19 protein-coding genes are annotated in these 21800 nt (G+C 30.1%); 9 read left to right on the plus strand and 10 right to left on the minus strand.

The annotated features are described in order from the left end of the window. The first annotated feature begins 134 nt into the window (after positions 1–134). Complete coding sequence (locus tag AC28QF_RS07535; protein ID WP_488201470.1) at positions 135–707, plus strand: Crp/Fnr family transcriptional regulator; 573 nt, start codon at positions 135–137, stop codon at positions 705–707. 227 nt (positions 708–934) lie between these two features. After that, positions 935–1510 (plus strand): Crp/Fnr family transcriptional regulator, encoded by a 576-nt coding sequence (locus tag AC28QF_RS07540; protein WP_488201469.1) that lies wholly within the window; start codon positions 935–937, stop codon positions 1508–1510. A 57-nt stretch (positions 1511–1567) separates the two neighbouring features. On the opposite strand, the gene AC28QF_RS07545 is transcribed toward AC28QF_RS07540, so the two are convergent. From AC28QF_RS07545 to AC28QF_RS07575, 7 genes are read right to left on the minus strand one after another with little or no spacing between them, the layout of a single operon-like run. After that, positions 1568–3070: a lipopolysaccharide biosynthesis protein gene (locus AC28QF_RS07545; RefSeq protein WP_488201468.1), complete on the minus strand. Its 1503-nt coding sequence runs from the start codon at positions 3068–3070 to the stop codon at positions 1568–1570. Position 3071: 1 nt separating this feature from the next. Continuing rightward, the gene (gene wecB / locus AC28QF_RS07550) at positions 3072–4157 is read right to left on the minus strand and encodes a non-hydrolyzing UDP-N-acetylglucosamine 2-epimerase (protein WP_488201467.1); all 1086 of its coding nucleotides are present in this window, start codon (positions 4155–4157) and stop codon (positions 3072–3074) included. Further along, positions 4154–5434, minus strand: a complete 1281-nt coding sequence (locus tag AC28QF_RS07555; RefSeq protein WP_488201466.1) for a glycosyltransferase family 4 protein — start codon at positions 5432–5434, stop codon at positions 4154–4156. Before AC28QF_RS07555 ends, wecB begins: the two co-directional genes overlap by 4 nt. A 1-nt stretch (position 5435) precedes the next feature. After that, entirely contained in the window at positions 5436–6620 is a 1185-nt protein-coding gene (locus AC28QF_RS07560) for a glycosyltransferase family 4 protein (RefSeq protein WP_488201465.1), read from the minus strand. Positions 6621–6626: 6 nt separating this feature from the next. Further along, complete coding sequence (locus AC28QF_RS07565; protein WP_260585154.1) at positions 6627–7145, minus strand: methyltransferase domain-containing protein; 519 nt, start codon at positions 7143–7145, stop codon at positions 6627–6629. A gap of 33 nt (positions 7146–7178) precedes the next feature. Beyond that, positions 7179–9581, minus strand: a complete 2403-nt coding sequence (locus AC28QF_RS07570; protein WP_488201464.1) for a YfhO family protein — start codon at positions 9579–9581, stop codon at positions 7179–7181. A 2-nt stretch (positions 9582–9583) separates the two neighbouring features. Then, entirely contained in the window at positions 9584–9862 is a 279-nt protein-coding gene (locus AC28QF_RS07575) for a DUF4834 family protein (protein ID WP_488201463.1), read from the minus strand. 137 nt (positions 9863–9999) lie between these two features. Between AC28QF_RS07575 and AC28QF_RS07580 the strand changes: the two genes are divergently transcribed. The 7 genes from AC28QF_RS07580 (at position 10000) to AC28QF_RS07610 (ending at position 17467) form a co-directional block, all read left to right on the plus strand. Next, entirely contained in the window at positions 10000–11382 is a 1383-nt protein-coding gene (locus tag AC28QF_RS07580) for a transporter (RefSeq protein WP_488201462.1), read from the plus strand. Between the two features lie 18 nt (positions 11383–11400). Continuing rightward, complete coding sequence (locus AC28QF_RS07585; protein WP_488201461.1) at positions 11401–12519, plus strand: GTP cyclohydrolase; 1119 nt, start codon at positions 11401–11403, stop codon at positions 12517–12519. Beyond that, positions 12519–13229, plus strand: a complete 711-nt coding sequence (locus AC28QF_RS07590) for a 16S rRNA (uracil(1498)-N(3))-methyltransferase (RefSeq protein WP_488201460.1) — start codon at positions 12519–12521, stop codon at positions 13227–13229. The genes AC28QF_RS07585 and AC28QF_RS07590 overlap by 1 nt, the downstream gene beginning before the upstream one ends. 144 nt (positions 13230–13373) lie before the next feature. Continuing rightward, a complete protein-coding gene (locus AC28QF_RS07595; protein WP_488201459.1) occupies positions 13374–14429 on the plus strand; it encodes a helix-turn-helix domain-containing protein in 1056 nt (351 codons plus the stop codon). 454 nt (positions 14430–14883) lie between these two features. Next, a complete protein-coding gene (locus AC28QF_RS07600) occupies positions 14884–15525 on the plus strand; it encodes a DUF4159 domain-containing protein (RefSeq protein WP_488201458.1) in 642 nt (213 codons plus the stop codon). Then, the gene (locus AC28QF_RS07605; RefSeq protein ID WP_488201457.1) at positions 15509–16423 is read left to right on the plus strand and encodes a bile acid:sodium symporter family protein; all 915 of its coding nucleotides are present in this window, start codon (positions 15509–15511) and stop codon (positions 16421–16423) included. Before AC28QF_RS07600 ends, AC28QF_RS07605 begins: the two co-directional genes overlap by 17 nt. 3 nt (positions 16424–16426) lie before the next feature. Beyond that, positions 16427–17467, plus strand: coding sequence for a lysophospholipid acyltransferase family protein (locus tag AC28QF_RS07610; RefSeq protein ID WP_488201456.1), 1041 nt, complete (start codon positions 16427–16429; stop codon positions 17465–17467). On the opposite strand, the gene AC28QF_RS07615 is transcribed toward AC28QF_RS07610, so the two are convergent. The 3 genes from AC28QF_RS07615 to AC28QF_RS07625 all read right to left on the minus strand — a co-directional run bounded on the left by AC28QF_RS07615 (position 17454) and on the right by AC28QF_RS07625 (position 21793). After that, a complete protein-coding gene (locus AC28QF_RS07615; protein ID WP_488201455.1) occupies positions 17454–20369 on the minus strand; it encodes a serine hydrolase domain-containing protein in 2916 nt (971 codons plus the stop codon). The genes AC28QF_RS07610 and AC28QF_RS07615 overlap by 14 nt on opposite strands. A 38-nt stretch (positions 20370–20407) precedes the next feature. Then, positions 20408–20893 carry an ABC transporter ATPase gene (locus AC28QF_RS07620; protein ID WP_488201454.1) on the minus strand — a complete coding sequence of 162 codons (486 nt, stop codon included), beginning with the start codon at positions 20891–20893 and terminating at the stop codon, positions 20408–20410. A 72-nt stretch (positions 20894–20965) separates the two neighbouring features. Continuing rightward, on the minus strand, positions 20966–21793 hold the full coding sequence (locus AC28QF_RS07625; protein WP_488201453.1) for an exonuclease domain-containing protein: 828 nt from the start codon (positions 21791–21793) through the stop codon (positions 20966–20968). Between the last annotated feature and the right edge of the window lie 7 nt (positions 21794–21800).

The following is a 21800-nucleotide window of genomic DNA, read 5'->3' on the forward strand; positions in this document are numbered from 1 at the left end:
CATCGCTATAACAAATACAATTACTCACTATTAACTTAATCATTTACAAGCACTTAAAGAAAACTTAAATAAATTTCTTTTATTTTAATAAAAAATGTAGATTTGAGTAGCACTTAATTTTAACACTCTTTATCATGGATTTTTTTAGAACTTTTGTTTACAGTTTCCATAACGTTTCTGAGAACTCTTTTAAAGAGTTTTATGGAATAACAGAAAATAAAACACTCTTAAAGAATCATAAAATAGTTGAAATAGGTCAAGTGCCAGTTAATTTTTATATTCTAAAAAAAGGATTAATAAGATCATATATTGTAGATGAGAAAGGAAAAGAACATACCAAAACAATATTCATTCCCGTAAGTACCTCAGGTAACTTAGGTGCATTAATAAAGAAAAAACCTTCGGGTTTAGTTTATGAATGTCTTACTGATTGTGAAGTTTTAGAATGTAGTTATGAATCTTTTCATCATTTATCAATAAAACATCATGATTTGGCTATATTTCACTACAGAGTACTTGAAGTTATTTATATTAGAGAAGAAGCGAAAGTTTTAGAATTATCAATGTTAAATGCTACAGAACGATATGAAAAACTAAAAAAAAGCCATCCTGGTATAGATAATTTAATTAATCAATATCATATTGCTTCTTTTTTAAATATTACACCGGTACAGTTAAGCAGGATAAGAAAAAACCATCACTTATAGCTTTATAAACATATGTTAATGCTTTTACTGACAGAACCATCTATATTTACAATGTAATTAACAAGTTACATTTATTAAAAAAGTTCCCCCGTATATGAACTTTTAAAAAAGTCAAACTTACTCCTTTGTATAAGTTTGACTTTTGGTACTTATATTTTTTTTAATCGTTATTTTTTATTAAATTTATACAGCTCTTTTTAAGAGACAACTTGTTAATTACCCTTTTTATGAATAATGATATTGAAAAAATTCTTTCTCAGTATATAAACTTACCTAAAAATATCATCTCTGTTTTTAAGGATAGCCTTACGTATTGTGAGCTAGAGCCTTTTGAATATTTCACAAAAACGAATGAACATACTACTAGTTTTTTTATTGTAAAAACTGGCTTACTTAGATCCTATTTAGAAACTGAAGGCGGTAAAGAAATTACAAAATTCTTTTTTACTCCTGGTCATTTTTCTGGCAGCTTACATTCTCTAATAAAAGGAAATCCTTCTGACTTAAATTACCAAGCATTAACAAAAGTTACTGGATACAAAGGGTGTTTCTTACAACTAAAAGAATTAACGTTAAAGAGTCATGAGTTTTGTTTATTTTATATAAAAACGATGGAAGACTCTTATTTAAAGGTTGAAAATGTAATTTTAGATATCTCTACACATTCTGCTACAGAAAGGTATTTACTATTAAAAGAAAGAATACCTACTATCGATAATTTAATCGCACAACGCTATATTGCCTCTTATCTTAATGTATCGCCTGTACAGTTAAGTCGAATTAAAAAAAGTTTACTTAAATAACGTCCTCTTCGTTGTTACTTCTTCTTCAAAAAAAACCTTATTTTATATAAAAATTAGCTATTTGATATAACGTTTAGCTAAATTATTCATTTGATCTGATACTGCTAGTTTAATTACCACAAACACGTACACCACTACTATTAAAATACTTTTTAAGATAATGTTTATTATCGGATCGATTGGCGTATTTTTAATAGAGAATTGAGGTATCGAGAAATTCCAATAATAAAATCCGAAGAATAATACGGCTATTATTAATAGCATCTTAAGAGTTTTCTTTGTGTACGGAAACATTTTTAATTTGCTATTAACAAACCAAAGCTTAAACGTATTAAAAAATAATACAGTTAACAATGTAGCTAAAGCCAAACCTTCGGTACCCATACCTATATCATTATAAAAGAAAATATTTAAATAATACACCATAAACGCCATTCCCAAACCAACGGGCATGGTAATTTTATAAAATTTAGAGTTTTGAATTATCGCGCCGTTATTACCTAAAGACATTAAAAATAATTTAGCTGTAGATATTAATAAAACTACCAGCCCGCCACCTGCATAATTTTTATTTGGCATTATTTTAAACAATTCATCTACATTACAGTTTACCAATACAAAGAACAAGCCTCCTACCAATAATAAATTTATAGAGCTTTTTTCATACAAACTCTTTGTTTCTTTATCATTGTTTTCATTAATAGATTTAGAAGTAAGCGGTTGTAATATTTGTCCCATCGCCCTACTTGGCGCTTCAATAAAAGTACCTATAAATAAAGCCACACCATAATAAGCAGCTGTTGCCAATCCGTCTTTACCAGGAATCATTACTTTGTCTATATCCAACACAAACGCACCTGCACTACCTGCTAAAACGATATAAAAAGTATACCTAAGAACCTCTTTAAAATTAGATGGTAACGACAATGTTAACGTAGGTGTATATAGTTTAAGTGCATACAACATCATAAATATAGTTCTCGCCACGTAGGCAACGGTCATATAATACAAAAATTCTTGCTTGGTAATCAACTCAAAACTTACTGCAAACAACAATATCATAATCGCAGCTCTGTTATAAAGTTCTTTTAAAATATTACCAAAAACCGACTGCATTTGTACTTTTGCCCAAGAATAAAAAACCTCAAAATAAGCACAAGCTACTGCAATAACATATATATAAACAGTATAATTCTCTATAATTAAGTTCCCTTCAACATTACTTTTGGTAACATACCCCATAATTAAATTATGAAAAAAGTCCCAACCAAAACCAACAGGCAACGCTATTAAAAGCGGTAAAAATAAAACGGAACTTAAAAAACTATCTTTTTCTTTTTTAGTTTTGTAGGCTACAAAGAATTTAATAATTGTAAACTGAATACCTAAAGCAATTACAGGCATTAATAAATTTGAAGCTGCAAATACATACATTGCCAATCCATAATACTCGTCTTTTAAAAAACGAGCATATAAATATATGGTGTTAATACCTCCTATTAAAAAACCTAAGTAGATTATAATGGTGTTCTTTAGCGACTGTCTTAATACGATTCCCAATTTATTCTTGAATTAATGCTACTATAGCTTTATATATTTTCTCCCCAACATTATTACCATATAATGCCTCTTTAAATGTCATTTCTGAATTTAAAAAATCATTAAATGCATTGGTTATTTTCTTCGGATGTGTACCTGTAATTATAGAGTATTTATAGGCTACCAATTCTGTCCATTCGGTTTCTTCTCTTGCAATAATGCAGTGTTTTTTATTAAAAAACGCCTCTTTTTGAAGTCCACCACTATCAGTAACCACCAAACTACATTTTTTTAACAATTCTAACATATCAAAATAACCTACAGGATTTATAAAAGTAATATTAGGCTGTAAATTATACTTTGCTAACATTTTTTTAGTGCGAGGGTGTAATGGCAGTACTACTTTTTTTGTTTTATTTATTGTTTCTAAAGCTGAAAAGACTTCGGTTAATTTCTCTTTAAAATCGGTGTTTTCCTGACGGTGAATTGTCGCTAAAACAAATTCATTTTCTGTTAACCCCAAATCGCTTATGATAGTCGATTTCTCTTCAGAAAACTGACCGTAAAACTCAACAGCATCTTTCATGATATCGCCATGCTGCTCAATTTTAATCGCTAAATTATCAAAACCTTCTTTTTGCAAATTACCCATCGCAACCTGTGTAGGGCAGCTTAATAAATCTGCAATTCTATCGGTTACAATACGATTCACCTCTTCGGGCATTTGCATATTAAAAGAGCGCAAACCAGCCTCTATATGTACCACTTTTACATGTATTTTTTTGGCCGCTAAAGCACCTGCTAGTGTAGAATTTGTATCACCATACACCACAACTGCATCCGGTTTTTCTGCTACTAAAATTTCTTCGATTTTTTCCAGCATCTGCCCTGTCATAGCACCGTGACTTAAACCGTTGATATTTAAATTATACTTCGGTTTCGGTATTTGCATTTCATCAAAAAAAACTGCACTCATATTGGCATCAAAATGCTGACCTGTATGTACAATTATTTCTTCAACTTCGCCATGTTTTTGTATTACTCGGCTTAAAACAGCTCCTTTTACAAACTGAGGACGAGCGCCTAATATGGTAACTATTTTTTTCAAGAATTTACTACTTGTTTAAGTATTACTGACAATTGTTTGGTTAATTCTTTGCGATGGTATTGCTCGATATTTACAGATGAAACTGTTAACGAATTTTGTTGGTACTTTTTATACAAATCACTAACTGTCTTTTTTAATTGCTCTTTTTCATTAAAATCGACTATACTACCTGCGTTTGTTTTTGCTAAAATCTCCGATAAATCACCATCTTCCGGACCAATTGCTAAGATAGGACGTTTTGCTTGTAAATATTCAAAAATCTTTCCTGTTATTATTCCTTTAGCGCTTGGCACATTATTTACCGCTAATAATAAAACCTGTGAAGCTCGCTGATATTCCTGTACTTCTTTATGCGGCACATAATTTATGCGTGCAACATTTTTAAAGTCGTATTTTTTTAAATCTGCTACAACATCATCAGACAATTTTCCAATTAATTTTATTTCTAAATCGTTTTTAAAGTCGGTATTTTCTTCGGATAATTCAGCCAATGCTTTCCATAATGTTTTCGGGTTTCTATCTGCATTCATCAATCCGATATGTGTAATGGAGAATTTCGAATCTAAAACTGATTGATTATTGGTGTTTTCATCAGCATCATACCCATTTGTTAGCACGCGTAAGTTATCTGAAAAGGCCTCATAATTAGCCTTCATTGTTTTACCAACCACCAAACTTGCATCGGCTTTTTTAAGGACTTCTTTTTCTAGCTGATGGTGTTTTTTTATCGCTTTTTTAGTTAATGGCAATTGATGAAAATAATCAATATCCGTCCAAGGATCCCGAAAATCTGCAATCCACTTTACATTTGTTTTTTTCTTTAAATGCAATCCGATTAAATGTAAACTATGTGGCGGGCCTGTGGTAATAATTGCATCAATCTTATTTTCTAATAAGTATTTTTCGAGGTATTTTACCGATGGTTTTATCCAATATTTTCGTGCATCCGGAATAAAATAATTGGCACGAACATATTGTAATATCTTTCCAAAAAAAGTCGGATTCGGATTTAAAAAACCGGCACTTGTTTTGGTTTCTTTCTTTTTAAAGATTGATAAAAAATCATTCGGTTCCCAAATAGTTTTTTTAAGCACTTCAATACCTTCAGGAACATCATTTGCTAAAGATGTATCTATAATAGGATACTTAGCTTCATCAACCGTATATACTACAGGTTCAATATTAAAATCACGCAAATACTTTACAAATTTTAACCAACGTTGCACACCAGAACCACCCGCCGGAACCCAATAATATGTGATAATTAAGACTTTCAAATTATAAATTATTGTATAAATTGATTAATCCTTCAGAAGTTTTATCCCAAGTAAATTCATTTTTAACAAAATTCTCTCCGTTTTTACCCAATTCCTCCCTTAAATCAGGGTTATTATATAACGTTAAAATTTTATCCTCAAAATCTGCTACATTTTGTGCTTCATGCACCAAACCCCCGTTTATTTTTTCAATTAAGTTTTTCTGAGCAATGGCGTTACTTACCAATAATGGTTTTGCTAAACTCATATATTGAAATAACTTATTTGCATAGGCCACATCGTGCTGAATATTGCGTCGTAAAGGTGAAATACAAATATCACTAGCCTGAATGTAAGAAGGAAATAGCGAAACATTTTGCCAACCTTCAAAATCAAGAAATGCTGTTATTTGTAACTTTTCAACTTCTGCTTTTAAAATATAATCGGTCGTATTCTTACCAACAATTACCAATTTAATAGTCGGAATTTGTTCTTTTAATTTTGCAACAGCTCTTATTGCTGTTAGTAAACCTCTTCGAACATGGGTATCTCCCAGGTAAAGAATTACAAAATTTTCTTTATACTTTTTTATGATGTCTGTATTGAGCTCAAAGAAATCGTAAAAAGATTTACGAATGGTATTTGGTACTAAAACCACTTTGTTTTCAGCAATTTTAGTTCTCTCAACTACTTCATTAACGAACTCTTGAGAAACCGTAATTACTTTATCCACCTTTTTAATAAATACTTCTTCCTTTTGCTGCCATTTTTTTGGAGAAATGATATATTTCCCTGGAAATTTTTGCAAGTGCGGATAAAACTTCATCACCTCTGGCATGTTGTCATGCAAATCTAAAACGACAGGTAATTGTTGTTTTTTATTTGCTAAAAAAACTGCTTCAGCGATTCGGATATCATGAATATGTATGGCTTCTATCTTATTTTTTAAAAAAAAATCAGCAATCTTCTTCTTCATCAATAATGAATAAAAAGGAACAGTGTACGCTAAAGCAGATAATTTATACTCCAACTTATTAGATTGGTATCGCTTAACGTTAATTTGGTTAATCGTTTCTTCCTGCTGTTCTCCTCCATAAGTCAAACAAAATAAAAACACTTCATGTCCTTTTTTTATCAACTCAATTGCTTCATTTTCTACACGAGGATCTGGCGGAAAAACCTTATCTAATATCATTCCTATTCTCATCTACAACTACTTTCTTTCTGCGTAAACAGCATAATATCTCGGAATAAATTTCCTTAATATAGGTCTGAAACCAATTTTATTAACAGGGCTTGTCCATTTTTCTGACTCAACAATATTCCAGTCCGATTTTTCTAGCAACCAATCAAATTGCCAGTCTTCAAATTCGTGATAATGTCTGTCCCACACATCTGTTTTACTTCTGTAGGCGTTTGCGAACCATAATTTAAGCGGGATTGTAGTAATTAGCTTTGTGCTTTTTATCGCTTTTAAAATATTTAAGGGTGCTAACATGTGTTCGAAAATTTCAAACGATGTTACCGCATCTACTTCGTGCTCTTTTACAATATCAGTAATAAAATCTAAATCCTCTCCTTTGGTATTGATCACAGTATAGCCATGATTTTCCATAATTTCGGTAAACCTATTTCTAGTCCCTAAATCTAAAATAGTTGCCGGAGCAGGCAACACCTTCTCTAAAAATTTTATCGTATGGTTATATCTCTTTTGAGGATAATATGTTTTCATTAATTTTCATTTAAAAAAAATTGAACTCTAAATTTATTTTTGTTGTTTCTTTTTACGAATTACAAACCAACCTAGCGGAATTAGTAATAATAACGCATAACAAAATAATGTAATTGCGTTTCCGGTTCGTATTACTGTTGGCTCGTACTTAAATACAACTTCATGTTTTCCTTTTGGTATATTTATACCTCTTAGTACATAGTTTACGCGAACATGGTTTGTTTTAATTCCGTCTACATACGCATTCCAACCATCTTTATAATAGATTTCTGAAAATACAGCAAATTGATTTTCCACTGTATTTGTTTCATATACCAATGTTGTAATCTTATTTTCTATTAAAGATATGCTTGCTGTGCTATCTTTTTTAAATATCGAAATAGCATCAGTTGCAATACTTTTAGCGTTAATTACGGCCGTTGATTTTGTGTTTAAACTATCTAAAGCTCGAATTTCTTCATTTGCTGAATTAACAATTTTTAGAGAATCAACGAACCAAGCATTTCCGTTTGCATCGGTATTTTCTTGAAACTTATCTTCACCAACAATAACGTATTTTGCATTTAGCATATTTAGTACGTTGATGTTATTTTTTGCGATTTGATAATTAAATAACTCTTGATAACGTTTCATTTTCGCAGCATGATAACCACCAATCGAATTATGAAAATACGATGTTCTACCATCTTGCATCGGGTTTCCTCCGAAATTGGCAACACGATAATAACTTTCATCCTTTAAAATATCTTTATCAGCTTGAGTTGGCACAAATGGCTTTAACACTTTTCTTGCCGATGTAAAATCTTCTTTATTTACGTATTTAATATCCACCGAAACTAAATCGAAAAGAATTAAACTACCTAAAATAATTAAAAGCGGAACCTGCTTTAGTTTTCCTTTTAAATAAAACCATAACAAAGCAGCTGCTGCTAAAACTAATAAAAATGAGCGAATACTATCGTTAAACAACATTGCTTTTCTATCAGCAATTAACGCATCTATTAATGTTGGCAATTCTTGATATTGACCATCTCGTAATCCTTCAAAAGCAAATAAACTAGAACCGAATACCGCAAAACATAAAGTAATTCCACCTAAAATATAAAATGCCTTTTTTAACGGATCTTCTTTTTCTTCGGATGAAATTTTTGATGAGAAAAAATCTCTTAAAGCGATCATTCCTAATAAAGGCACACACAATTCTGCTACTACCTGAATAGATGAAACCGCTCTGAATTTATTATACAACGGTACATAATCAATAAAAAAATTTGTGATTACTGAGAAATTTTTTCCCCAACTTAACATGATTGAAAAAATAGTGGCAGCAACCAACCAATTCCTTAAACGCCCTTTTACTAAGAAAACACCTAAAAAGAATAAGAAAAATAAAATAGCGCCAATATATGCGGGCGCTTCAACGATTGGTTGTGTTCCCCAATAGGTTAAAACCTGACTTGAATAATCTTTGGCGACACTTTTACCTGCGTTTTGTTCTAAAACTTGATAAAAATTAGAATCTTCTCCCAATTTTTCAACCGTTCCTCCTCCCATAAAACGAGGAATTATCAAATTAAAAGTTTCTGCAATTCCGTAACTATATTCGGTAATATAATCTTTATCTAATCCTGTAGATTTTTCTTTTGGTGATCCGTCAGGAGCAATTGTTAATTCCGATTTTCCACGCGTACTAAAATCACTGTATTCTTTCATTGATAATAATCGGGTAGAATTTACGCCTAAACCGATAAACATTGCAACCAATAATACGGCTGCTTGTTTTGCAAATACTGGTAATGTTTTGGTTTTAAAAGCTTCTATAAATTCTACAATTGCCAATATCAACAAACAAAAACCTAAATAATAAGTCATCTGTGGGTGGTTTGTATATACTTCTAAAGCCATTGCTAAGGCTGTAATTACAAAACCAACTAAATAGCGTTTTCTAAAAATGTATAAAACCCCAGCAATTACCACTGGCATATACCCAATTGCATGTGCTTTTGCATTGTGTCCTGCTCCGAAAATAATGATTAGGTATGTAGAAAAACCAAAGGAAAAACTTCCTAAAATGGCAAGTTTCCAATCTACTTTTAAGGCAGTTAGTAGCAAGAAAAAACCTAAGAAATATAAAAATAAGTAATCTGCAGGTCGTGGTAAAAAACGAATTGCTTTATCAATATAACGCACAAAATCATTCGGGTAATACGCACTAACCTGATATGCAGGCATACCGCTAAAAGCATTTCCTAGCCAATAAGGTTCTTCGCCATTGGCTATTCTATAATCTTTTACCTCTTTCGACATTCCTATAAATTGGGTAATGTCGCTCTGTTTTATTTGTTTTCCGCTTAAAACCGGATTAAAATATAGCAGCGATATAATTGCAAAAACAACAATTGTTATCGCATACGGAATCATTTTTTTATAATTCATGCTTAATCTATTTCTTCAAAATCAACATATTCTCCTACAGAATTATTGCTTTGTTTTGAATCTTGTGGTTTTTTATCTACAACAGTTTTTCCTTCATCAACAGTGCTTTCTTGTTGATTATTATATTGTTGCGCTGCTTTTTTCTGAACTTTATCTACCGCTTTTTTTAATAAATAAGGAGCAAATAACTTTACCAAAAATTTTAGCACGTAATAAACAAGTACAATTATTAATATAGTTCTTAAAAAATTCATAGGTCCAGCTTCATTTATATGTGTCATCTTAACTTTTAATAAAAAATTAATCAAAAATAACAATTTGAAGCAAAACGAAGCGTTAAGACTTTACAAAACTTATATTATATAGTAATTTGTATTTTATGTATGTTTGTACTAATTGTATTAATTGAATTTACAACATGATTAAGAAACTTCTTTTGTTTATTGCTTTTTTGTCAACTTTGGTTGTAAATGCCCAATACACAACGGTTATTAATTCTAACCGTCCGGGGTTTTCTGAAAGTCCGTACAGTGTAGGTTCTGGTGTATATCAGTTTGAAACCAATTTGTTTTTCAGAAAAATAAATGCAACACCTGCTTTTAGCAATCCAGAAGCTTTTGGTTTAAACTTATTATTTAGAACTAGTTTTTTTTCTGAGAAGTTAGAATTCAATTTAAACACAAGCCTTCAAAGAGATAAAATTGCTTTTAAAAACCTATTTGAATCCTCTTACAACAAAGTAGGATTAGGAAACTTAACATTAGGTGCTAAATATTTAATTTATGCGCCAAAATACAACGATAAGAAAAAAGAAATTAGAAGTTGGAGAGCAAGACATTCTTTTGATTACAAAAGATGGATTCCGCATATCGGTGCTTATGCTGGATTAAATTTTGGAAGTATTTTAAATGAACCACATAAAGAAGGAGGTATTAGTCCGAAAGTTGGATTATTACTTCAAAATGAATTTTCTAGTAAATTAAATGTGGTAACAAATATTTACTATGATAATATAGGAACCGATTTTAGCGAACTGTCATATATTGTTACGGGTACTTATAATTTTAATGATTATTGGTCTGGATTTGCGGAATGGCAAGATATTTTTGAAACCTACGAACGAAAAAACAATATCGGTGCTGGTGCTGCCTATCTTTTTAATGAAAACATGCAATTTAATGCCGCTGTTAGAGGTAACTTTAATCAAGATGAAATAGGTTTTACAACAAGTATTGGTGTTTCTTACCGATTAAATAGGCATCAAGATAAATTCTTAGAAGTAGATGAGTTTGGTAATAAAATTGAAGAGCAAAGAACTACCAAATACACTCAAAACAAAGGTTTTTTCGGACGCTTGTTTGATAACATAAAGGGATTATTTAAAAAGAAAGACAAACAGACAATAACGATAAAAGAGGGCGAAAAAGAAGAGAAAATAACTATTGATAAACCAAGAAGAGAACGTTCTAAATCGTTAGTTGATGTTATTGTTAAAGATGATATTAAGCAGAAAAAAGCAACAACAAAAACTGAAAAGAAAGCTGCTAAGAAAGCAGTGAAAAAAGCCGAAAAAGCTGTTAAAAATAAAGAAAAAGAACGTTTAAAGCTTGAGAAAGAAATTAAAAAACTTGAAGAGAAAGAAGCCAAAAACAAAGAAAAAGAGCGACTTCAACTCGAAAGGGATGCTATAAAAGAAGCCAAACGTAAAGAAAAAGAACGTTTAAAGCTTGAGAAGGAAATAAAAAAACTAGAAGAAGACATAAAAAAGGAAGAAGAAAAAGAGCAAAATAAGGACAATTAAAAATCTTACATTTGCTGTATGATTAAAATTAAAGAAATAACCTCAAAAAAGGAAATGAAACAATTTGTTAAATTTCCTTTTTCTCTTTATAAGAATAATAAAAACTGGGTTCCTCCTATTATAAGTGATGAAATTGACAATTTCGACCCAAACAAAAACCCTGTTTTTGAAAACGCAAAAGCTAATTTTTTAATAGCTCTAAGAGATGATAAAATTGTAGGAAGAGTTGTTGCTATTATAAACACGTACGAAGTAGAAAAACAACACATTAAAAAAATACGCTTCGGTTGGTTTGATGTTATTGATGATGTAAAAGTTACGGAAGCTTTGCTAGATAAAGTTAAAGAAATAGGACGAGCGCACAACCTATCATATATGGAAGGGCCTGTTGGCTTTAACAACTTAGATAAAACCGGAGTACTTGTTGAAGGTTTTGATCATATTGGTACCATGATTACTTGGTATAATCATCCTTATTATTCTAAACATTTTGAGCAACTAGGATTAAAAAAAGAAAAGGAATATTTAGAAAATAAATTCCTTTTTAAAAATGTAGATGCCGTAAAGTACGGAAAAGCAAGTAACATCATTCAGAGAAGATACGGTTTAAAACCGTTAGATTTTACGTCGACCAAAGCTATAATGCCTTATGTTGATGAAATGTTTGAGTTGTTTAGCAAAGCTTATTCAAAACTATCAACATACGTACCAATTTCTGATGCTCAAGTAACTCATTTTAAAGAAAAATACATTAGTTTTATCAACCCTGAATACATAAAGTTTGTGGTAGATAAAGACAATAAACTCGTTGCTTTTGCCATTGTAATGCCTTCTTTTTCTATAGCATTGCAAAAAGCAAAAGGCTCACTTTTTCCTTTCGGACTTTTTCATTTATTAAACGCTAGAAAAAATTCAAAAGATGTTACCTTTTACTTAATAGGTGTTGCGCCTGAATATCAAAACAAAGGTGTTTTTGCTATTATATTTAAACAATATTGTGATACTTTTTCTAAAAAAGGAATCGTAAATTGTATTAGAACTCCGGAATTAGAAGATAATACTGCCATACATCAAATATGGAAAGACTTTAATCCAACTACACACAAACGAAGAAGAACTTATAAATTAGATTTATAATGCAGTTATTTTTTAATCCAAATATCACTCCAGACACCAAACAGATTACGTTTGACAAAGAAGAAAGCAGGCATATTGTTCGTGTTTTAAGAAAAAAAGAAGGTGATATATTATACATTACAAACGGTAATGGTTTTTTGTTTTCTGTAGAAATAGCAATTGCTAGTGACAAAAAATGTCTTGCAACCGTTGTAGAAAAAGAAGAAAAACCAAATAATAGAGATTATTATTTACACGTAGCTATTGCACCTACTAAAAATAATGATCGTTTAGAGTGGTTTTTAGAGAAAGCTACCGAAATTGGTATTGATGAAATTACGCCAATTATTTGTGACAATTCGGAGAGAAAAATAGTTAAGATTGAGCGATTATCTAAAATTGTACAATCTGCCATGAAACAATCATTACAATTTACCTTACCCAAACTTAACGATCCTGTAAAATTATCAGCATTTATCAAACAAGATTTTACAGCACAATTATTCATAGCACATTGCGAAGAAAAAAAAGATAAAAATTTCTTAAAAGACATTGCTACTAAAAATGCTAAGTACACCATATTAATTGGCCCAGAAGGAGATTTTTCAGCAAAAGAAATAGAACTAGCTTTAACCGCAAAATTTATTCCTATTTCATTAGGTGAGAATCGTCTTCGTACAGAAACTGCTGGTTTAAATGTGGTGCAGAATATGGCTTTTATAAATCAATAATTCATTTTTTTTTATATATTTGATTTAAAACATTACTTTTTGGATACCTCCACCCTATTTAATCTCTTTTTACTTGTTAGCGCTTTACATGGTTTTGCTTTTAGTATTATACTTTTCTGTTCGAAAAACGGAAGAGAAAAAAGTATGCTTTATTTAAATTTATTAATATTTACCATATCTTTAAATAATATACAGTCTTGGGCCTTAGAATTAAAATTATTTCAACATAAATTCTCATTAGATTACCTACAGATACCTTGGCATTTTTTAGCAATGCCCTTTTTATATATGTTTTTAATAAACTATTTAAGTTTATCTAAAAAATCATACAATATATTAAAGGTAATGATTCCTTTATTTTTTGTGATAATAGCGGCACAAATTGCTTTTGTCTTCAACTACAGTAATTCTCCATCTCAAGAAAAATTAAACTACATATACGAGCGCTATACATCTTTCGAAGAAATGTTTAGTTTATTTACGTCTTTAAGTATTTTTATATATTCATCTTATATTCTTTATAAGAAAGAAAAGTTTTTTACCAAAATATTATCTTTTGATAATTTAAAATGGATACATACTTTTTTTAAACTAACCGCTGTAGGTTATATGCTATGGATACTTGCTTTAATTATTAAGGTAAACATGAATTTTACCGGCTTTTTATTTTCATATTATCCCCTTAGAGCGTACACAACAATACTTATTTACTGGCTAGGTTATCAAGGGTTTAAACAAATAAGAATATTAAAAGAACGAAAACATATAAGAAAATCATTATTAATTAATTTAAATTATAATGAGGTTATTGAAAATATTAATTTTAAATCAGAAGATGTATCATCAGAGAAACATAAAGAACAATTTTTAGAAATAGATAGTTTTATTGATAAAAAAAAGAAATACTTATTAGCTAAATACACGTTACAGAACCTATCAAAAGACACCAAATTAAGCTCTAGCACACTCTCTTTAATTATTAACAACATTGCAGGTAAATCTTTTACCGATTACCTAAATGAAAAAAGAGTTACTCAGGCTAAATTACTTTTATTAGATACAGATTACACTAAATACACCATAACTTCTATCGGGCTAGAATCCGGATTCAACTCTAAATCAACTTTTTATACAGTATTTAAAAAACATACAGGCTGTACACCTGTACAGTTTAAAGAATCTGAAATAACATTAAGTTAACTTAAAAACGCACATAAACAAGTTCGGAATCATCCAAATTGGATGTTTTCGAACTCTTCTTTTTTAAATTGAAACTATATTTGTATAAGATATGTGATTTAGAACTTAAAATTTTTGAAGGGGTTTTATTTTCATAACGATCATATTAGAAAAACGTATTGAGGTAATTCTCAATGATGAAAAAGAACAAGAAAATTAAAACACCAATATCGCTATTGGTGTTTTTTATTATATGTAATTTAAACCCACTTAATTTACTAATTTAATAAAAAAAAGGTTAAAAAAGTTTTATTACTCAATATAATAACTATATTTGACACATAAATTATATTATATGTTGAATTATTTTAGGGGAATTTTCAACTATATATAATTCCTTAACAGGAAAAAATTAAGCACCAATAGAAATATTGGTGTTTTTTATTATATTGCTATTTAAATGCTAAATTCTTAAATGAAAAATATTCTAGCCTTTTTACTTACTCTATATTGTACTGTTATTTTCTCGCAACAAATTGCTGTTTTAAAATACAAAGGTGGTGGTGATTGGTATGCAAACCCAACTGCATTGCCTAATTTAATAAAATTCACCAACAACAATACTAACACAATCATCGATACAAAAGTTAATACAGTTACCTTAGATGATAATGTGATTAATAATTATCCTATTATTTTTATGACCGGCCATGGCAACGTATTTTTCACGGACGAAGAGGCCTTCAATCTAAAAAACTATTTAACATCTGGCGGCTTTTTGCATATATCAGACAATTATGGTTTAGATACGTATATCCGAAGAGAATTAAAAAAAGTTTTTCCAAAAAGCGAGTTTCAAGAAATTCCATCTAACCACTCCATCTATAATCAAACATTTTCTTTTCCTAAAGGTTTGCCTAAAATTCATGAACATAATAAAAAAACAGCTCAAGGTTTTGGACTTTTCCATAAAGGTCGTTTAATTGTTTTTTATGACTATGAAAGCGATTTAAATGATGGTTGGGAGGATACTGCAATTCATAATAACCCTGAAGAAACTAGAATAAAAGCTTTAAAAATGGGATCAAACATTATAGAATATGCTTTTAAAAATTAATGATATACAAATAGATAGTATTAAAATAAATTTTGATACTAATGGTTTATGGCTTTTAAATATAGCAATTGCCATAATTATGTTTGGTGTTGCGTTAGGAATAAAAATTAAGGATTTTAAACGTCTTTTAAAAAATCCAAAAATTGTTTTTGTCGGTGTACTTTCGCAGTTTATATTATTACCCGCTACTACTTTTTTAGCTATTATTTTAATACAACCACACCCTAGCTTTGCTTTAGGAATGATGATGATCGCAGCCTGCCCTGGCGGAAATGTATCTAACTTTTTTAGTAAAATGGCAGGTGGTAATGCTGCTTTATCTGTAAGTTTAACAGCCTTTGCAACACTTATATGTATCGTAATGACTCCTGTAAACTTGCATTTTTGGGGAAGTTTATACGAACCTACTAATGCTATTTTAAAGACGGTAGAATTAAACCCGTTTGAGTTGTTTAAGCTTGTTTCTTTAATTTTAGGTATTCCATTACTGTTAGGAATGCTTATAAAACATTATCATTCTGAAATGGCTAGTAAGATAGAAAAAGTCTTAAAACCGCTCTCTATGACTGTATTTATCCTATTAATTGTAATCGCTTTCTCTCAGAACTTAACCATTTTTACGAATTACATTCATCATGTATTATTTTTAGTGGTTTTTCATAATATCTTTGCATATATACTTGGATACTCAACTGCCAAAATTTTTGGCTTAAACAAATCTGATTCTAAAACAATAGCCATAGAAACCGGAATTCAAAATGGTGGTTTAGGCTTGTTGTTGATATTTGGCTTTTTTGAAGGCTTGGGAGGAATGGCATTACTAGCTGCCTTTTGGGGTATTTGGGATGTTTTTTCAGGAATGCTATTAGCAACATATTGGGGGAAAAAAAAACAATAACAAATGAAGTTTTTATTATACTTTTTTTTAAAAATCTACATTAAAACAGGTTTATTCTTTTACTCAAAAAAGATAACGGTATTAGGTAAAGAAAACATTCCTAAAAAGGGAGCTGTTTTATTTGTAGCTAATCACCCGAATGCATTAATAGATCCTTTATTAATCGCTACAAATACAAAAAGAAAAATTCATTTTTTAGTACGAGCTGCTGTATTTAAAAAACCAGTAATTGCTAAAACTTTAAATTTGATTGGCTTAATGCCTATCTATCGTATTAGAGATGGTATTAAGCAATTATCTAAAAATGATGCTATTTTTAATAATTGCCAAGAACTACTAAAAAACAACAAAACATTACTGATTTTTCCTGAAGGAAGTCACAATAGAAAACGAACAATTAGACCTTTAAGTAAAGGTTTTACCCGAATATTATATGGTGCTATAGAAAAATATCCTAACTTAAAAATTCATATTGTTCCAATTGGAATAACTTATCAAAACTCTTCTAACTATCCATCAAAAGTTGCGCTTATTTTTGGTGAACCTATTCTAGCTAATAATTTTTATGCTATAGATGATAAAAATACGTTGATAAAAGAATTGAAAAATAAAATTAGTGATCAATTAAAAGAACTAACGGTTCATATTAACGATGATGAAAACTACAACACTATAACAACGGTATTGAATAAAACATCTATAGATTATACTGATGTAAATAACAGTAATTATCTTATAAAAAAAGGTGCTTACCCTACTAAAAAGAAGATTGAAAAAGAAAACAAGTTGTTATACTACTTCATTATTATAAATAGTTTCATTCCTTATTTAATATGGAAATCATTAAGTAAAAAGGTTCCTGAAATTGAATTTACCGACACTTTTCGCTTTGCAATAGGTATTACGCTATTTCCTTTTTTCTACGCTTTACATAGCTTTATTATCAGCTTATTTTTTAGCACTGAAATAGCACTAACATATTTTGTTGGTTCACTTTTACTAATACTGTTATATACCAAAACAACTGCGACTAATGCAGGATAGCATCTTGAATATCTTGTTGAATTTTAGTACGCATGTTACTTTTAACCAATCCTCTATTATTCATGTTAGGATATACTCTGTTTGATAAAAAAACATATAATAAACCCGATTTAGGGTCTACCCAAGTATAGGTTCCCGTAAAACCGCTGTGTCCAAAACTTTCTTCAGAAACACAACCACAAGTTGCTTTAACTTTAGGGTTTAACTGAGGTTTATCGAAACCTAAACCTCTACGCACTTTTTTATCAGCATAATATCTTTTATTAAATTTATCAAGCGTCTCCGTTTTTAAATATTCTGTACCACCGTAAGTTCCTTTTTGTAAATACATCTGCATAACTTTAGCCACATCATTGGCGTTCGAAAACAAGCCTGCATGCCCACCAACACCTCCTAACATAGCCGCACCCATATCATGCACATAACCATGTACTAATTGATTTCTATAATAAGTATCTTTCTCTGTAGGAACAATTTCTGTTTTATTATATTTCTGAAGCGGTAAATATGTCATTCTATCGGCTCCTAAAGATTTATAAAACTCTTCATCGACTAACTCATTTAAAGGTTTTTGATATTTTTTCTCTAAAATTTCCTTAAAAATATAATACCCCAAATCACTATACTTATACCCCACTCTATCTCTTTGATCAGCATCCACAATATGTTTATATATGGTATCTCTATACGAGTTACTTAAATATAATTTTGGTGCTACTTTTATATTATAATTTCTTGTTCTTTTTTTTCTGTAATATTTAAATGAGTTTCTACCTGTAGCCTCATCTATAGTATGTTTATAAAAAGGAATCCAAGAAGGAAGGCGACCGTAATGAGATAATATTTCTTTTAATAATAAGGTGTCTTTATTAGACTCTTTAAACCTTGGTAACACATCTCCTAAATTAGAAAATAAGCTGATTTTTTGGGTTTCTTCAGCTTTCATTATCATAGGCAACGATGCTAATATTTTGGTTAAAGAAGCTAAATCATATATGTCAGAATTTTTAACTTCTCGGTTTTTAAAAGAAGTATGATGCCCGAAACTTTTATTGATAAAAACTTTTCCGTTTCGAGCTACTAAAATTTGCCCTCCTGGTGTCATTTTTTCATTTAAAATAGTATCAATTCTTTTATTTATAATCGATAATTTCTCTGAAGACATTCCTGCTTCTTCCGGAATCGTATATTCCAAAACATTATTATTATTTAATAAAATACCGTCTCCAGCATTAAATTCGTTATTAATTGACACAGGTAATTTTCCTCTTATATCAAAAGCACCAAACAACGCTTGCGCAGAAAGTTCTTGTGCTAATTTGCTATTTTGATAAGAAACAACTATCGCATCTATATTTGCAAATGATTTTAATTTTAATAAACTATAAGGACTTGCAAATACATCTAAAATCACTTTTTTAGTTCTCGCTATTTCTTGTAACCAAACCAACTCTTTATTTGAAAACTTATAACTCTTCCATGGGTGATCATTCGACTTATGAAAACCGACAATAACTACATCGTATTTTGTTAATTTCTGCATTAAAACACTCAAATGCTTATCAGAAACAGCTTCTATCTTTGCGTAATTCTTTAGCATTCCTAAAAAATCATCTCCTTTAGAATCTCCCAAAGAAACATAAGCTACTTTCTTATCTTTTAAGTTTTTAATAGGTAAAATAGTTGCTTCATTTTTTACTACAGTTATAGAGTTTTTAATCAACTTTCTGTGTAAAACCTCATCATAAGGGTTGTTTAAATCTTCTTGAAGGTTATCTAAAAGCAACGAGTTATACTTATTTAAACCTACTAAATATTTTGCTTTTAGTATTTTTTTTACAGAGTAATTTAATCGCGCTTCAGTTAAAGTTCCTTTTTCAATAGCTTCTTTTAAAAGCTTTATAGAACCAGGAACGTCTTGTGGAATTAACAATAAATCGTTTCCTGCAAGAATTGCTGCTAAATCTATTGCTGCTGGAGAAGAATAATCCGCAGCTCCTTTCATATTTAATCCGTCAGTAATCACCAAGCCTTTAAAGCCTAGCTTTTCTTGCAACAAATCGGTAACGACACTTTTTGATAATGACGTTGGTAGTTTTTCATTTTTTTCTAAAGCTGGGATACTTAAATGTGCTGTCATAACACTTGCAACACCTGCTTTAAATATTTTTTTAAACGGATACAACTCAATAGAATCTATTCGCTGCTCACTAAAATTAATAGTTGGCAATGTGTGGTGAGAATCTGTTGCAGTATCTCCATGACCAGGAAAATGTTTTGCGTTTGCTAAAACATTAACACTTTGCATTCCTTGGCTAAAAGCGATTGCTTTTTTAGTAACATTTTCTTTACTTTCTCCGAAAGAACGGTTTCCTATAATTGGATTGTTCGGATTTGTATTTACATCTACTACAGGTGCAAAATTTATGTGAATTCCCACTCTTTTACAATGCTCGCCTATTCTTTTACCTGTTTCTCTTAACAATGCTTCATCTTCAATTGCGCCTAAAGTCATATTCCAAGGAAAGCGATAGGTATTTTTAAGACGCATATCTAATCCCCATTCGCCATCAAAACCAATTAGCAACGGCACTTTAGATTCTCCTTGATACTTGTTATTTAAAATAACTTGTTTTTCTGGCGTTCCTTGCATAAATATTAAGTTCCCTACATGATATTTGGTAATCATTTCGGTTATTGATTGTTCATGCTTCTTGTCTTTATTTGAATAGGCTTGCACCATAAACAATTGTCCGATTTTTTCATCAATCGACATTGAGTTCATAATACTGTCTACCCAAACATTTTGTGCATCGGCATCTTTCGCTAAAAGCGGATCAAGTTGTTGCGCATTTACAAATTGAATAAAAACAAACCCTAAAAAAACTAGTATCTTTTTCATAATATCTTAATCATCTATACTTTAATGGAAATCAATTGCTATACCAAAAATCGTTTGTGCCAACTTTTATCGGCAGTAACTTCCCAACTAGTTTCAAAGTCTTCTTTTGTATCTATCATATTGTTAAACACAATTGTTTTTGAAGTTATCTTTTTATCTTTTGCTAATTGCTGAAAATCAGCTAATTTAACAACATTAATATTATCACCGTCTTTAAATGAAACGTTCATTTTATTCATTAAATCGATTCTTAATTCTTTTTCTAATTCTTGTATAAAATGAACCGAAGAATCTATAGAACAACCAGATACATTATTAAAGCCTTCATCTACACCCAATACTAAAAACTGATTGTATTTTATAGTAAAAGAGCCATTTAAGTCGTCTCCATGTCGCGTCCAACTATCTATAAAAAGTATTGCTTTTGCGCAAATATATTCTACTTCTTCTATGCTAAATTCTCTATCTGCTTGATAGACCCAAACTCTTGAATTACTTGGTAAATTGTTATATTCTGTAAACATTTTTTTATTCTTTTTTTATAATCTCTAAAGTAAAAATTAATATGATTACTTCGCTTAAACCTATGTTAAAGATTATCTTAAATTAAACTTCTGTTGCAAAGCTTGTAATTTTTCCCCGTCGGTCATTTTCTTTTTAGGTACTGCCATTCGTTCCTTAATTTCTCGTAATACTTTTTTGGTGTACAACGGAAAATCTGCATTCTGAATCCATGAATTGTATCCTGGGTTTTCTTTAAAAACATCTTCTACCGTTCTTCCTTTGTATTTTCCGAAAGAGAAAATTTCTTCATCTTTATCATTCATCAAAATAAAACCAGCAAAATCTGCTCTTTTACCATGTGTTGAATATTCACTTAAAGCATCCACAGTATTCTCAATATCTTCATATTTATCTAACTGCGCTAATAAAATTTCGTAGGTAGCATTGGTATCTGCTTCTGCACCATGCGCACCAATTAATTCTTTGCCACAGTAAAACTGATATCCTGCACTTAACGTACGTTGTTCTTTTTTATGAAAAATTACTTGAACATCTACCGCTTTACGTTCTTTCATATCAAAATCTATTCCTGCACGCATTAATTCTTCTGCTAATACCGGAATATCGAATCTGTTTGAATTAAAACCAGCCAAATCGCAACCAGCAATCATTTCGTTTATGCTAACAGCTAAATCTTTAAAAGTTGGCTCGTTGGCAACTTTTTCGTCTGTAATTCCGTGAATTTCTGATGATTCTTTTGGTATAGCTACCTCAGGATTTACCAACCATGTTTTACTTTCTTTATTTCCGTTTGGAAACACTTTTAATATTGATATTTCTACCACTCTATCTTTCGCAATATTGATTCCTGTTGTTTCTAAATCGAAAAATATAATTGGTTTTATTAAGTTTAATTCCATTTTTTTG

It is taken from the genome of Tenacibaculum sp. M1.3A (assembly GCF_057732375.1).